Annotated in this window: 15 protein-coding genes; 7 read left to right on the top strand and 8 right to left on the bottom strand. The window is 45.3% G+C overall.

Features of this window, described 5'->3' with window-relative positions; translation table 11 throughout:
• Position 1: 1 nt before the first annotated feature.
• From AC3D28_RS12385 to AC3D28_RS12375, 3 genes are read left to right on the top strand one after another with little or no spacing between them, the layout of a single operon-like run.
• Positions 2–1,033, top strand: a complete 1,032-nt coding sequence (locus tag AC3D28_RS12385; protein WP_488534920.1) for a glycosyltransferase family 4 protein — start codon at positions 2–4, stop codon at positions 1,031–1,033.
• Positions 1,030–1,509: a pantetheine-phosphate adenylyltransferase gene (gene coaD, locus AC3D28_RS12380; protein ID WP_098416765.1), complete on the top strand. Its 480-nt coding sequence runs from the start codon at positions 1,030–1,032 to the stop codon at positions 1,507–1,509. Before AC3D28_RS12385 ends, coaD begins: the two co-directional genes overlap by 4 nt.
• Positions 1,506–2,429, top strand: a complete 924-nt coding sequence (locus AC3D28_RS12375; protein WP_488534919.1) for a glycosyl transferase family 90 — start codon at positions 1,506–1,508, stop codon at positions 2,427–2,429. The genes coaD and AC3D28_RS12375 overlap by 4 nt, the downstream gene beginning before the upstream one ends.
• Positions 2,430–2,447: 18 nt before the next feature.
• On the opposite strand, the gene mutM is transcribed toward AC3D28_RS12375, so the two are convergent.
• From mutM to AC3D28_RS12345, 6 genes are all read right to left on the bottom strand, one after another.
• On the bottom strand, positions 2,448–3,257 hold the full coding sequence (gene mutM / locus AC3D28_RS12370; RefSeq protein ID WP_098416767.1) for a bifunctional DNA-formamidopyrimidine glycosylase/DNA-(apurinic or apyrimidinic site) lyase: 810 nt from the start codon (positions 3,255–3,257) through the stop codon (positions 2,448–2,450).
• Positions 3,258–3,361: 104 nt separating this feature from the next.
• Positions 3,362–3,838, bottom strand: coding sequence for a hypothetical protein (locus AC3D28_RS12365; protein ID WP_488534918.1), 477 nt, complete (start codon positions 3,836–3,838; stop codon positions 3,362–3,364).
• A 164-nt stretch (positions 3,839–4,002) separates the two neighbouring features.
• On the bottom strand, positions 4,003–4,173 hold the full coding sequence (rpmG, locus tag AC3D28_RS12360; protein ID WP_004410866.1) for a 50S ribosomal protein L33: 171 nt from the start codon (positions 4,171–4,173) through the stop codon (positions 4,003–4,005).
• 13 nt (positions 4,174–4,186) lie between these two features.
• Positions 4,187–4,423, bottom strand: a complete 237-nt coding sequence (gene rpmB / locus AC3D28_RS12355; RefSeq protein ID WP_098416768.1) for a 50S ribosomal protein L28 — start codon at positions 4,421–4,423, stop codon at positions 4,187–4,189.
• 304 nt (positions 4,424–4,727) lie between these two features.
• On the bottom strand, positions 4,728–5,402 hold the full coding sequence (gene radC, locus AC3D28_RS12350) for a RadC family protein (protein ID WP_098416769.1): 675 nt from the start codon (positions 5,400–5,402) through the stop codon (positions 4,728–4,730).
• A 113-nt stretch (positions 5,403–5,515) separates the two neighbouring features.
• Positions 5,516–7,189: a methyl-accepting chemotaxis protein gene (locus tag AC3D28_RS12345; protein ID WP_488534917.1), complete on the bottom strand. Its 1,674-nt coding sequence runs from the start codon at positions 7,187–7,189 to the stop codon at positions 5,516–5,518.
• A gap of 193 nt (positions 7,190–7,382) precedes the next feature.
• On the opposite strand from AC3D28_RS12345, the gene coaBC reads away from it, so the two are divergent.
• From coaBC to AC3D28_RS12330, 3 genes are all read left to right on the top strand, one after another.
• Positions 7,383–8,582: a bifunctional phosphopantothenoylcysteine decarboxylase/phosphopantothenate--cysteine ligase CoaBC gene (gene coaBC / locus AC3D28_RS12340; RefSeq protein ID WP_488534916.1), complete on the top strand. Its 1,200-nt coding sequence runs from the start codon at positions 7,383–7,385 to the stop codon at positions 8,580–8,582.
• Between the two features lie 171 nt (positions 8,583–8,753).
• Positions 8,754–9,344: a nucleoid occlusion factor SlmA gene (slmA, locus tag AC3D28_RS12335; RefSeq protein WP_098416772.1), complete on the top strand. Its 591-nt coding sequence runs from the start codon at positions 8,754–8,756 to the stop codon at positions 9,342–9,344.
• Positions 9,345–9,350: 6 nt separating this feature from the next.
• Positions 9,351–10,301 (top strand): Kdo(2)-lipid IV(A) acyltransferase, encoded by a 951-nt coding sequence (locus AC3D28_RS12330; RefSeq protein ID WP_488534915.1) that lies wholly within the window; start codon positions 9,351–9,353, stop codon positions 10,299–10,301.
• Between the two features lie 85 nt (positions 10,302–10,386).
• On the opposite strand, the gene pyrE is transcribed toward AC3D28_RS12330, so the two are convergent.
• Positions 10,387–11,028: an orotate phosphoribosyltransferase gene (gene pyrE / locus AC3D28_RS12325; RefSeq protein ID WP_488534914.1), complete on the bottom strand. Its 642-nt coding sequence runs from the start codon at positions 11,026–11,028 to the stop codon at positions 10,387–10,389.
• A gap of 100 nt (positions 11,029–11,128) precedes the next feature.
• The gene (gene rph, locus AC3D28_RS12320) at positions 11,129–11,845 is read right to left on the bottom strand and encodes a ribonuclease PH (RefSeq protein ID WP_488534913.1); all 717 of its coding nucleotides are present in this window, start codon (positions 11,843–11,845) and stop codon (positions 11,129–11,131) included.
• A gap of 182 nt (positions 11,846–12,027) precedes the next feature.
• Between rph and AC3D28_RS12315 the strand changes: the two genes are divergently transcribed.
• Positions 12,028–12,894: a YicC/YloC family endoribonuclease gene (locus tag AC3D28_RS12315; RefSeq protein WP_488534912.1), complete on the top strand. Its 867-nt coding sequence runs from the start codon at positions 12,028–12,030 to the stop codon at positions 12,892–12,894.
• Positions 12,895–12,909: the final 15 nt, after the last annotated feature.

Below are 12,909 nucleotides of genomic sequence, written 5' to 3'. Positions count from 1 at the left end.
TATGAATATTTGCCATGTTAACTTAGCTTCTGGCTACCACGGAGGGGAAAACCAAACCCTCCAACTCATCAAACAACAAGTCAAATTAGGTTATCACCTTACGGTTGTTGCTAACCCCAAAAGTCCGTTCGCTGATGCGGTGAACAAGCTTAATGTAAAGCTCGTCCTAGCAAACCATTTTACTAAGGCACATTCAAAATCGATTACCAAAGATTGCTCACTCATTCATGTTCACGAAGGTCGTGCGATTTATTGGGCTCTCATTCAACATTTACTTTATGGTATGCCTTATATCGTTACTCGCCGTATTGATAATCCGTTGAAAAAGAAATGGCTAGCAAATTTGGCATATTCAAAAGCCAGTGCAGTCATTGGGTTGAGTTTGGAAATCGTTCAAAGAGTAAAAGACACCTATCCTAATCTCACAACTCATAAAATCCCAAGCTCACCAGTCAACTACCCCATTGATAAAGAAAAGGTCCAAGCCATTCGAGATCGCTTTACTGACAAGTTTTTGGTGATTCATGCTGCAAACATGCTCAAACACAAAGGTTTTGATGTCTCCATTGCAGCTGCAACGTTACTTGAACAATCGGAGCCATCTATCCACATATGCCTGCTCGGTGATGGTCCAGAAAGACCGACTCTTGAGTTACAAGTAAAGGCTTTGAGTAACGTAAGCTTTGAAGGCAAGCAAAACAATATGGGGGACTGGTTTGAAGCGGCCGATTTACAAATCCACCCTTCTTATACAGAAGGCTTAGGCTCCGTGATTCTGGAGGGGATGGGCGCTGGCTTACCAGTGATTGGCACCAATGCTGGCGGAATACCTGACATAATAGAGGATGAGTCGAACGGAATACTGATTCAACCAGGTGATGCCAACGCACTTGCCAAGGCAATAACCAGAGTCGCTAAGGACACGGTTTTGAGAGACTCTTTTGTCAAAAACGGACAAGAAAAACTAAAAACATTTGATATCACCTACACTGCAAACCAATACGCAGATGTTTATGAGAAAGTACTACGATGAAAAAAGTCATATACCCAGGGACATTCGATCCTATTACGAATGGTCATTTAGACATCATCACTCGCGCTGCAAATATGTTTGATGAAATCATCATCGCTGTAGCGGCGAGCCCGTCAAAAAGTACGTTATTTTCGCTAGAAGAGCGAGTGAGTTTGGTCGAAAAGTCTACCTCTCATTTAAGCAACGTGTCGGCTTTAGGGTTTAGCGGTCTATTAGTCGATTTTGCTCGTGATCAACAAGCCAATATTCTTGTGCGAGGCCTGCGTACAACGGTCGACTTCGAATATGAATTTGGTCTTACCAGCATGTATCGCAAATTGCTTCCTGATGTCGAAAGTGTTTTCCTGACGCCCGCTGAAGAGTTTGCTTTTCTGTCTTCAACCATCGTGCGTGAAGTTGCTATACATGGTGGCGACATAAAACAATTTGTTCCTTCTTGTGTTAACGAAGCTATCATTAACAAGGTAAAAAAGTGAGTTTAACCAAGTTTAACTATTACTTTAGTAATGCTTTACTAACTATCGTCCCTGCTGCGTTATTTCGAATTGCCAATCAGCATTTGCTGAAAAAACTTAGCAACTATGACATGGCATATATCCAAGATAGGGTGGACTACTACAACAAGCAGGCAGTTTCCTTTCATCTAGAGAAGGGCGAAACTATCGGCTCATTTAAGAAAACTGGCGGTACAACTTATTATTTTGACTTGTTAAAAGTGCTCAAAGGCTTTCCCTCATCTTTTACGTTTCGCTACTTAAATGGCGACATACGCCACGTTCCTGAAGTTCCAACCTTCTTAAAAAGCCGCCCTATCTCGGACAAAAATCAAAACTCCATCATGTTAAAATTGAATGCGATAAGGCACTTTCAGTTTGTTGATGACAAATTGAGTTTTCGTGATAAAAAAGACATGGTTGCATGGCGTGGCGTTGGCTACCAGCCACACCGTAAAAAAGTCCTCGAGCAGTTTTATAATCACCCTCGCTGTAACATTGGGCAAACCCAACCCAAAGATGGCAATCCTTGGGAAAAAGGCTTCATGTCAATCGAAGAGCAACTTCAATACAAATTTCTGCTTGCTATTGAAGGGAATGATGTTGCAACCAACCTAAAATGGGCGATGTCGTCGAACTCATTGGTAATAATGTCCAAACCTAAATACGAAACTTGGTTTATGGAGGGCCGCCTTCAAGCTGGTACTCACTACGTTGAAGTACAAGATGATTACTCAGACTTAATAGAAAAGATAGAGTATTACACCTCTCATCCTGAAGCAGCAGAAAACATCATCCAAAATGCGCACGACTGGGTGGAACAGTTTAGAAATGCGAAACGAGAAAGGTTGATATCTTTATTGGTCGCCAAGAAGTACTTTGAAAAATCAGGGCAAATATAGTTTGCCTTGATTCATGTTTCACTTTTGGCACTCACCACAAAAGAAGGTATTACGCTGTCCAATTTTTAGTTCTTGGAGTAATTCACCACATTCAGGACAAGGTTCTCCTGCTTTCCCATACACTAAGAGCTCTTGAGCAAAATACCCTGGCTTTCCATCCGCTTGAGCGAAATCTTTTAGTGTAGTACCACCTTGGTTGATGGCAATTTCGAGCGTCACTTTAATGTTTTCAACGAGCAATGCCCACTCTTGAGTAGTAACTTTTCCTGCAGGCTTGGAAGGGTGAATTCGCGACTTAAATAAGGATTCGTTAGCGTAAATGTTTCCTACACCAACCACTACTTTGTTGTCCATAATCAACTGTTTCACCGCTATTCGCTTGCCATTGGCTTTCTCCGCGACGTAGTCAGCGTTAAACTCTTCGGTTAAAGGCTCAGGCCCCATACGATCTAACACCGCATGCGATTCGCCTGAGGCGCACCACAACCAAGCCCCAAAACGACGCGGATCGTTGTAACGTAATACTTTGCCATTAGTCAGTTTGAGATCCACATGATCATGTTTAGCCGCTGGGAAATCCGCATCCAGTACACGCAACGAGCCCGACATGCCCAAGTGGACGATTGCCGTGCCTGCATCCGTCTCTATCAGTAAGTATTTCGCTCGGCGACTGATCGCACGGATAACTTGACCTTCAAGGTGTTTGAGCTCTTGAGGGATATCCCAACGCAATTTTGGCGTTCGAAAGACAAAAGCCTGAATAACTTGTCCTACCATGTGTGGACTGATCCCCATACGACTGACTTCTACTTCGGGTAATTCAGGCATTACTCTCTCCATTGGGCTGGACGAATTAAATTGCGTGGCTAGCATAATAGAAAACAACCACGATAAATACTGGGTCGCCTTAAGGCTATTCATTCAAAATGGACTTACTCGGGCATGATAAAGTCTGCATCGACGGAGATAGCAATCCACTTATCTTGCCAGTTTTTAAATAACCAAAAACTAGGCAAGCGATAGAATGTTACTCGCTGTGGCTCCTCCAACTCTTGGTACCACACTTCCACTGTTTCAGCAGAGGTGAGCTTAGGTTTTAAACGCATGTATTGTTCTTGCGTTAGCTCCGTCCCTCCTAATGATTGCCAACGTGAAACGAGCTCTTTAATCGACGTACTTGCTTTGAGATTGGATTGCCACTGTTCATTATGCCGCTCAAGCTCCCAACCATTAAAGTAGAGTGCACTAACCGTATAATCTGGGCGTAGCAAGTTGGGGTAAGGGTCGGAATCGTCCGTTAACAAATAAGTTTTGATCCACATGGGCGCATTTAAGATCACAATAAAAGCGATAATGCCCAGAATAAGCATATTGTTCCATCGACGACGACGGGCCGGACTCACACGCATAACCATTCCTGCTCTCTTTAGTTAAGAATAAACTACCAAAGCGCATCAGTTTTGACTAGAACATCTGCGTGCAAACCTAATAAGGAAAAGATAAATAAATTTTAGATAATAAAAAACCCAACTCGAAAGCTGGGTTTTCAATTCATCAAAGAGACTGAAACCAATTATTTGATTTTTGCTTCTTTGTACATAACGTGCTGGCGAACTACTGGATCAAATTTCTTGATCTCAAATTTGCCCGGCATATTACGCTTGTTTTTATCAGTTGTGTAGAAGTGGCCTGTACCTGCAGAAGATACTAGACGGATTTTCTCACGAACGCCTTTCTTTGCCATTGCCTATTTCCTCTTAAACGTTTTCGCCACGTGCACGGATATCGACAAGAACAGTATCAATACCTTTCTTGTCGATGATGCGCATACCTTTAGCAGATAGGCGTAGTTTAACAAAACGTTTTTCGCTCTCTACCCAGAAACGATGAGTTTGTAGGTTCGGCAGAAAACGACGCTTAGTAGCATTTCGTGCGTGTGAACGGTTGTTACCCGTTACTGGACGCTTACCAGTTACTTGGCATACTCGTGACATGAATGTCTTCTCCAAAATCGTTTCAGCTCGATATCAACCTTGGTGGCCGAACCTCTCTATTTCTCGAAAAGAAGTTAGAGGTTAAGAACCGCTATGGAAAATCCATACAAGGCTATCAAAGGTCGCGCATTATACTAACTTGATATGCATTGCTCAAGACCCGAACAGATCCTTTTTACAGGTTTTCGTGATCTTTTTTTAGACAGCAGATTTTTTTCTAGCAGTCCAAGCTGAATTCAGTTAAAAATTTAGTGGCGAGGATGATAGCAGATTTTTAGCAACTAACAACCTAAAATACACACCATTATACCCAACCTCTTTCAGCAAAAGAGACACTTTCCCCATCACCAATGACGAAATGGTCCAAAACACGAATATCCACCAGCGCCAAAGCGTCGATTAACCGCTTTGTAATCCTTCTGTCAGCTTGACTCGGCTCGGCCACCCCTGACGGATGATTGTGTGCCAAAATCAAAGCCGCCGCATTATGGTGTAAGGCTCGCTTCACCACTTCTCGTGGATAAACCGACGCAGCATCTAATGTTCCTTCAAATAAAATTTCATCTTTTATTATTCTGTGCTGGTTATCGAGAAAAAGAATGTAAAAAGCCTCTCTTTGTCGGTCTCTTAATATAGAAGACAAATAAAGCTTAGTTTGTGCTGGACTGGTTAATGCGTCACCGCGCTTTAAGGTTTCCGCTAAATACCGCTGCGTCATTTCTAGTACAGCTTGTAATTGTACGTATTTTGCTTGGCCCAGCCCTTTATGTCGGCAGAACTGCTTTTCTGAAGCAGAAAAAAGCTGCCTTAGCGAACCAAAATCTTGAATCAGGAAGTCGGCAAGCTCGATCACATTCATCCCTTGCGTTCCAGTACGTAAAAAAATGGCGAGTAGCTCTGCATCGGTCAGCGCTTGTGGCCCTCGCTGCAGCAACTTTTCTCTGGGCATCGACTCACTTGGCATCGCTTTCAGTATCATCAGGTGTCTCTTTTGTGGAATAGGCCTCTATTCCACAAAACCAAAAACGAAAGTCGAGAGTGACTTTCGCTTTCTTCGTTCCATCAGCACTTTCAATGCAATTTAATAGTTTATCAGAGTTTAAAATTGCCAACTAAACCGTGAATTTCTGAACCAGATTGCGACAACTGATTACTGATCGTTTCAGCGTGCTGCAAGGTCTCATTGATGTTAGTTACGATCTGTTGAATCGCCACTAAATTTTGATTGATATCTTCTGCCACTGCACTTTGTTCCTCTGCCGCTGACGCGGTTTGAATTCCCATATTTCGAATCGTACCAATCGAATGATGAACGCCCGACAGTGATTGTTGGATGAGCGCCGACTCTTGCGCCGTTTTTACCCCACGCTCTTGACTAACCGACATCGTACTCACCGCCCTTGAGACGCCACTTTGTAGCTGTTTGAGCATATCGCCAATTTCATGAGTGCTGTTTTGGGTGCGACTGGCTAGCGAACGTACTTCATCCGCAACCACTGCAAAACCGCGTCCTTGCTCTCCTGCTCGCGCAGCTTCAATCGCGGCGTTCAAAGCCAGCAAATTGGTTTGCTCCGCAATCTCACCAATCACATCCAACACCTTGGTAATTTGTTCCGTTTGTTGGCTCAGATCGGCAATCGCATCCGACGTGCTGTCTATCTCCGTCACCAGCTCAGTAATCCCTTCAATGGCTTGATCAACTTCACGCTGGGCTTCGGTAACTTGACTATTGGCATCCTCAATCGCTTGTGCGGTCGCATTCGTGTTACTCGCCACCTCCTTCGCTGTCATGCTCATTTGAGTTACCGCTGTGACAACTTTATCGGTTTCCAGACAGTGATCTTGCATTTGACCACTCGCCTGACTGGTTTGTGTATCCAGATTTTGAGAAACGCTTTGCACTGTGGTTGCAGAGCGATGAATATCTTGCATCAGTGGATGAAGCTTATCCATAAACTCGTTGAACGCCGCCGCCACTTCACCGACTTCATCCTTACTTTCCACTTTCAAACGAGCGGTTAAGTCGCCCCCACCCGCCGCAACATCTTTCAGTGAAGCCGCAACGTGTTGCAACGGTTGAATCCCTTTAGACACCACAATGCTGGTCAGAATACTGGTAATGACCAACCCAATGAGGGAGATCATCACAGCCGATAAGGTATGCTCATTTAATTCCTGGGTGCGCAACTCTCGCTGCATCGCGACTTGTTGGTCAACATCATCAATGTAGACACCCGTTCCTAGGACCCAGTCCCACTTAGGCAAATATTCCGCATAACCTAACTTCGGTGCTTGAGCGTCAATGGTCGGTTTATGCCATGAGAAATTCAGGAAACCATCCCCTTGTTGTGACGCGTCAATTAAACCAGCGATCACCGCCACACCATTTTCATCTTTGAGATCGTAAAGGTTTTTCCCTTCTAACGATGGTTTAATGGCATGAAGTGTATTTACCCCTTGAGAATCATAAGCAAAGAAATAGCCATCACTCTCAAAGCGCATTGCTTTGAGAATGTCTTTCGCCGCCTCTTTGTTATTACCATTCACGTCAGCATCGTAGAGTGGCTTTATCGCGGTCACTCCCATCATCATGTAGGCTTTAAGCTCTTCCTTTTTCGTTTCAATAAGCTCTTGCCTGTCTCTTGCCAATTCGGCTTCCAAACTATTACTACTGTTGATGTAGTACACCATTGAGATCAATGTGGTGATCAACAGTAGAGGAATGAGCGTTATCAGCAGCAATTTGTTTCGACTTTTCAACATCATGATTTCCACTACCTCTTTTTCTTATCAGCCTCGCAAAATTCGCGCAATTTGTCTGTGAGATAAACGAGCATTTTCTCTCCCTTGGTCAAATTTATATGATGGCGTTTGATATCGATTATCTTCTCGTTATATATGCACGGGCGGTCAGACTTTGAATTGTGTTAAAATCCGATCATCAAATTGGAGATCTCACATGCAAACACTAGCAGGAAAAAAAATTCTACTCGGTATTAGTGGCGGTATTGCTGCGTATAAATGTGCGGAGCTAACCCGTCGCCTCATAGAGAGAGGCGCGCAAGTCCAAGTCGTAATGACGAAAGCCGCACAAGAGTTCATTACTCCTTTGACCATGCAGGCCGTCTCGGGCCGTCCGGTCTCTAACAGCTTATTAGACCCAGCAGCAGAAGCGTCAATGGGTCACATTGAGTTAGCAAAATGGGCAGATTTAGTGCTGATCGCACCGGCAACCGCGGACTTAATTGCCCGCATGTCTGCTGGCATGGGGAATGATTTGCTGACCACGTTAGTGTTAGCGACCGAGTCGCCCGTTGCCGTCTCTCCTGCGATGAATCAGCAAATGTACCGCAATGTCACCACCCAAGAGAATATTGCGACGTTACTTCGCCGTGGTATGCATATCTGGGGACCCGCGGCAGGAGAACAAGCCTGTGGCGATATCGGACCGGGTCGAATGTTAGAGCCGATGCAATTGGTGCAGCAGTGTGAACGGTTCTTCCAACCTAAAGTATTGGAGGGTAAATCGGTGTTGATCACCGCAGGGCCCACTCGTGAAGCGCTTGATCCGGTACGTTACATCACCAACCATAGCTCCGGTAAAATGGGCTATGCATTGGCAAGCGCGGCGGTTCAAATGGGCGCAAAAGTAACCCTCGTGAGCGGCCCGGTAAGCTTAAGTACACCTGATGGTGTTGAGCGCATTAATGTTTCTAGTGCACAAGAGATGCATGACGCTGTAATGGCCAAGGCGACCAACCACGATGCATTTATCAGCTGCGCCGCGGTGGCGGATTATCGCCCAGAAACGATCGCGTCTGAAAAATTGAAAAAAACAGCAGACAACGATCAGATGGTCATCAATATGGTCAAAAACCCTGATATTGTTGCCTCGGTTGCAACAATGCCTGCACAACGTCCATTTACTGTTGGATTTGCCGCTGAAACCAATGACGTAGAAACCTATGCGCGCGGCAAATTAGTCAAAAAAAACCTCGACATGATCTGCGCGAATGATGTTTCAATCAAAGGACAAGGCTTCAACAGTAACGACAACGCACTGACCCTTTTCTGGCCTGAGGGTGAACTTGCACTCGCTTTGGAATCAAAAGAAGCATTGAGCTTTAAAATACTCGAAAAAATGCATGAATTGATGTAATTAACATCCGAGCCCATTCATATTTTCATCGAAAACTGGCATAAATTTGGTGCAAACATGACAACTGAGGGTGTTAAATCTCCCATTCCACTCTCAGTAGTCTAGTTTGAGATGACAGAGCGTCTTATAATCCCCTCCGCTCAACTTTGTATTTTGAAAGGAAGTAAACTAATGGCCGGCAGTAAAAAAACCAATCGTCGTGAAGAGATCTTGCAAGCATTAGCACAAATGCTTGAATCTACAGAAGGCGCTTCCCGCATTACTACGGCAAAGTTGGCGAAACAAGTCGGTGTTTCAGAAGCCGCTTTGTACCGTCACTTCCCAAGTAAAGCTCGTATGTTCGAAGGCTTGATTGAGTTCATCGAAGAAGCATTGATGACACGCATTAACCGAATTTTAGACGACGAGAAGGATACTCTAGAGCGCATTCGCATGGTGATGCACCTTATGTTGGCGTTCTCTGAGCGCAACCCCGGCCTGACACGCATTCTGTCTGGTCATGCCCTAATGTTTGAAAATGAACGCCTACGCGAACGCATCAACCAGTTGTTTGAGCGCATTGAAATGCAATTGCGCCAAATCTTGCGTGAACGTAAGATTCGAGAAGGTAAAGCTTTCCCTGTCGAAGAGCGCATTCTCGCCGCGCAGATTCTTGGGCAAGTAGAAGGTAGCCTCAACCGTTTTGTTCGCAGCGACTTTAAATACCAACCAACGGCAAACTTTGACGAGTATTGGGCGCTGCTTAGTGCACAAATTAAGTAAAAGATTATGAGTAAAGACAAATACACGCAGCCGGAGTTTTCTCTTTCACTTCTCCACCCACGAAACTGGAGTGTTTGGCTTGGATTTGGCTTACTGGCCATCCTCGTCAATATTCTCCCGTATCGATTGCTGCTGTCATTAGGTCATTCCGTCGGTAAGCTTGGCCTGCGCTATGGCAAAAGTCGCGTCCACATTGCCAAGCGTAACCTAGAACTCGCTTTTCCAGAAAAAACGCCGGAAGAGATCCAACACATCGTTGAAGAAAACTTTAAAAACACCGGTATGGCTCTAATCGAAACGGGCATCACTTGGTTCTGGCCCACTTGGCGTTTTAAAACGCTTATCGTGGAAAAAGACCTAAGCGCAGTCAGAGAAAAGGACGAGGAAGGTAAAGGCGTACTACTTTGTTGTGTGCATGCCTTAAATCTCGAAGTTACGGCACGCGCGTTTGCGGTACTTGGTGTCGCTGGCTATGGGGCATTTCGTCCACACGATAATCCCGCCTATAATTTCATTCAGTTCTGGGGCCGTACGCACAATGGCAACAAACTGATTGACCGTAAAAATGTAAAAAAAATGATTCGCGTTTTACGCAGCGGTGAACGTTTGTTTTATTTACCCGATCACGATTACGGGCGCAATAAATCCGTATTCGTTCCCTTCTTTGCCGTAGAAGATGCGTGTACGACAACCGGTACCAGCATTCTAGCCTACACCTCTAAGTGTGCGATTATTATGGGTTCGGGCTTTCGTAATTCAGAAGGTAAGTACGACATCATCGCAGATAAGTGCATTGAAGCAAACTACCCGCAAAAAGATGAAGTGGCTGCCGCCGCTTACATGAACAAACATGTGGAAGAAGTGATCCTCCGTGCTCCAGAACAATGGATGTGGCTACACAAACGCTATAAAACCATGCAGGATGAAAGTGTAGAAAAAGGCATTCGCTACAAATAAAGAGCAAAACCCTCTAAAAAGAAGGAGCTGATGGATACCCACCAGCCCCTTTACACTTCACAATAACCAAAGAAACTCTATCTGGTTAAATACCGTATTCCGCGCGGTACGCTTTCACCGCTTCTAAATGTTCGGCTGAGTCGCCTTTTTCTGCTAGGTAAGTAACAAGATCGCCCAAGCTCACGATAGAAATCACGGCACAACCAAAATCACGTTCGACTTCCTGAATCGCAGACAGCTCACCTTTGCCTTTCTCTTCACGGTCGATAGCGACCAGCACGCCCGCTAAGTCTGCACCACTTGCTTGAATAATTTCCATCGACTCACGAATTGCCGTACCCGCCGTGATCACATCATCCACCAGCATGATACGCCCTTCTAATGCAGAGCCAACAAGGTTACCGCCTTCACCATGGTTTTTCGTTTCTTTACGATTAAAGCAGTAAGGCGTGTCGAGGTCGTGGTGATCAGCCAGCGCTACCGCGGTGGTCGTCGCAATCGGGATACCTTTGTACGCTGGGCCAAACAGCACATCAAACTCAATGCCAGAGTCAGCCAGAGCCGCAGCGTAAAAACGACCAAGACGCGCAAGATCTCGGCCAGTATTGAAAAGACCAGCGTTAAAGAAGTAAGGGCTTTTGCGGCCTGATTTCAAAGTAAACTCACCAAACTTAAGAACCTCTTTCTCAAGTGCAAACTCAATAAATTCACGCTGGTATGCTTTCATGGATTTCTCTCAATTATCAGTGTGTGGGTATTAATCTCTAGGTCCTAGGCCTAGTAACATGCAAAAAAATAGCTTCCTTATGAGGAAGCTATTGAAGTCATTATTTTTCTAACGCCGCCTTCTGCGCCGAGACAATGTCGGTAATACCGATTTTCGCTGATTCTAGCAATGCCATCAGCTGCTCATGACTGAACGGTTCACCTTCTGCAGTGCCTTGGATCTCAATCATCTTACCTTCTTCGGTCATCACCACATTCATGTCAGTATCCGCCGCTGAATCTTCAACGTATTCAAGATCACATAACACGTCATCACCTAACAAACCCACAGATACTGCCGCAACATGACTTTTCATCGGGTTCGCTTTTAATTTGCCGCGGTTGACAAGATGCTGAAACGCATCAGCCATTGCTACGCTTGCGCCACTAATTGATGCGGTGCGAGTGCCGCCATCCGCTTGGATCACGTCACAATCAACCGTGACCATGAATTCTCCCATGGCTTTCAAGTCTACAACTGCACGCAGACTACGTGCGATAAGACGTTGGATTTCCATGGTACGTCCGCCTTGTTTGCCACTTGCAGCTTCACGACGAGTACGCGAGTGTGTCGCGCGTGGCAACATACCGTACTCAGCAGTTACCCAGCCTTTACCTTGGCCTTTCAACCAACGTGGTACCGATTCTTCGACGGTCGCATTACACAACACTTTGGTATTACCGAACTCAACTAACACTGAGCCTTCAGCATAAGCGGTGTAGTTACGAGTAATTTTGATAGGGCGAACTTGGTCCGCCTTGCGATCGTTTGGACGCATGGGCATCTACCTTAAATATGAGGAGAAGACGATTTGGTGGGCGAAGATTATAACGGAATCCATTCCTGATTCATAGGTTACGCCCCCAACACAGCGCAAACATTCAACACACTTCGCGCACCTAACGACGCTCCGTGATACACTCTTTAAGTAATTTTCAAAAATGAAGACAGGAAAATTCGATGATTTACAGTATGACTGCGTATGCGCGCAAAGAAGTAAAAGGCGATTGGGGCTCCGCAGTATGGGAAATCCGTAGCGTAAACCAGCGCTACCTAGAAACTTACTTCCGCATGCCAGAACAGTTTCGAGCTTTAGAGCCGGTTCTACGTGAGCGTTTTCGTAAGCGTCTTGCGCGCGGCAAAGTAGAATGTAATCTGCGTTTTGAAGCCAATCCCGCCGCTAAAGGCGAGCTTAGTATTAACGAAACACTGGCCAGCCAAGTCATTAAGGCAGCAGAGCAAGTGATGCACATGACTGGCGAACGAAGCCGCATCAATCCATTTCAATTAATGCAATGGCCGGGCGTAATGGAAACGCCAGAGCAAGACATGGACACCGTGAATAAAGCCCTGTTAGAAGCGTTTAACGAAACGATGGATGACTTTATTGATGCGCGCGCGCGCGAAGGCGACAACATGAAAGCGTTGATCGAACAGCGTCTGGCAGCGATCACTGCAGAGGTGATTAAAGTTCGTGCGCGTATGCCAGAAATCCTAGAATGGCAACGTGAACGCCTGTTTTCTAAATTCGAAGATGCAAAAGCTGAATTAGACCCATCTCGTGTAGAGCAAGAGCTGATTCTGTTGGCACAAAAATCGGATGTGGCAGAAGAATTGGACCGCTTAGAATCTCACGTGAAAGAAACCACGAACATCCTGAAGAAAGGTGGCGCTGTTGGTCGTCGTCTCGACTTTATGATGCAAGAGTTCAACCGCGAATCGAACACACTGGCTTCAAAGTCGATCAGCACCGACATCACCGCGTCTGGCGTAGAACTCAAAGTACTTATCGAACAGATGCGAGAACAGATCCAGAACATTGAATAGTATTTTGCTAGTTTT

This window comes from Vibrio sp. TAP-3B, assembly GCF_057784735.1.
Note: the sequence above shows the minus strand (reverse complement) of the source record. Positions and strands in the feature narration are given on the sequence as shown.

What these genes read in the sequence shown, in the direction of transcription:
- AC3D28_RS12385 (WP_488534920.1), top strand. Translation starts at nt 2, where the DNA reads ATGAATATTTGCCATGTTAACTTAGCTTCTGGCTACCACGGAGGGGAA.
- coaD (WP_098416765.1), top strand. Translation starts at nt 1,030, where the DNA reads ATGAAAAAAGTCATATACCCAGGGACATTCGATCCTATTACGAATGGT.
- mutM (WP_098416767.1), bottom strand. Translation starts at nt 3,257, where the DNA reads ATGCCTGAATTACCCGAAGTAGAAGTCAGTCGTATGGGGATCAGTCCA.
- AC3D28_RS12365 (WP_488534918.1), bottom strand. Translation starts at nt 3,838, where the DNA reads ATGCGTGTGAGTCCGGCCCGTCGTCGTCGATGGAACAATATGCTTATT.
- rpmG (WP_004410866.1), bottom strand. Translation starts at nt 4,173, where the DNA reads ATGGCAAAGAAAGGCGTTCGTGAGAAAATCCGTCTAGTATCTTCTGCA.
- rpmB (WP_098416768.1), bottom strand. Translation starts at nt 4,423, where the DNA reads ATGTCACGAGTATGCCAAGTAACTGGTAAGCGTCCAGTAACGGGTAAC.
- radC (WP_098416769.1), bottom strand. Translation starts at nt 5,402, where the DNA reads ATGATACTGAAAGCGATGCCAAGTGAGTCGATGCCCAGAGAAAAGTTG.
- AC3D28_RS12345 (WP_488534917.1), bottom strand. Translation starts at nt 7,189, where the DNA reads ATGATGTTGAAAAGTCGAAACAAATTGCTGCTGATAACGCTCATTCCT.
- coaBC (WP_488534916.1), top strand. Translation starts at nt 7,383, where the DNA reads ATGCAAACACTAGCAGGAAAAAAAATTCTACTCGGTATTAGTGGCGGT.
- slmA (WP_098416772.1), top strand. Translation starts at nt 8,754, where the DNA reads ATGGCCGGCAGTAAAAAAACCAATCGTCGTGAAGAGATCTTGCAAGCA.
- AC3D28_RS12330 (WP_488534915.1), top strand. Translation starts at nt 9,351, where the DNA reads ATGAGTAAAGACAAATACACGCAGCCGGAGTTTTCTCTTTCACTTCTC.
- pyrE (WP_488534914.1), bottom strand. Translation starts at nt 11,028, where the DNA reads ATGAAAGCATACCAGCGTGAATTTATTGAGTTTGCACTTGAGAAAGAG.
- rph (WP_488534913.1), bottom strand. Translation starts at nt 11,845, where the DNA reads ATGCGTCCAAACGATCGCAAGGCGGACCAAGTTCGCCCTATCAAAATT.
- AC3D28_RS12315 (WP_488534912.1), top strand. Translation starts at nt 12,028, where the DNA reads ATGATTTACAGTATGACTGCGTATGCGCGCAAAGAAGTAAAAGGCGAT.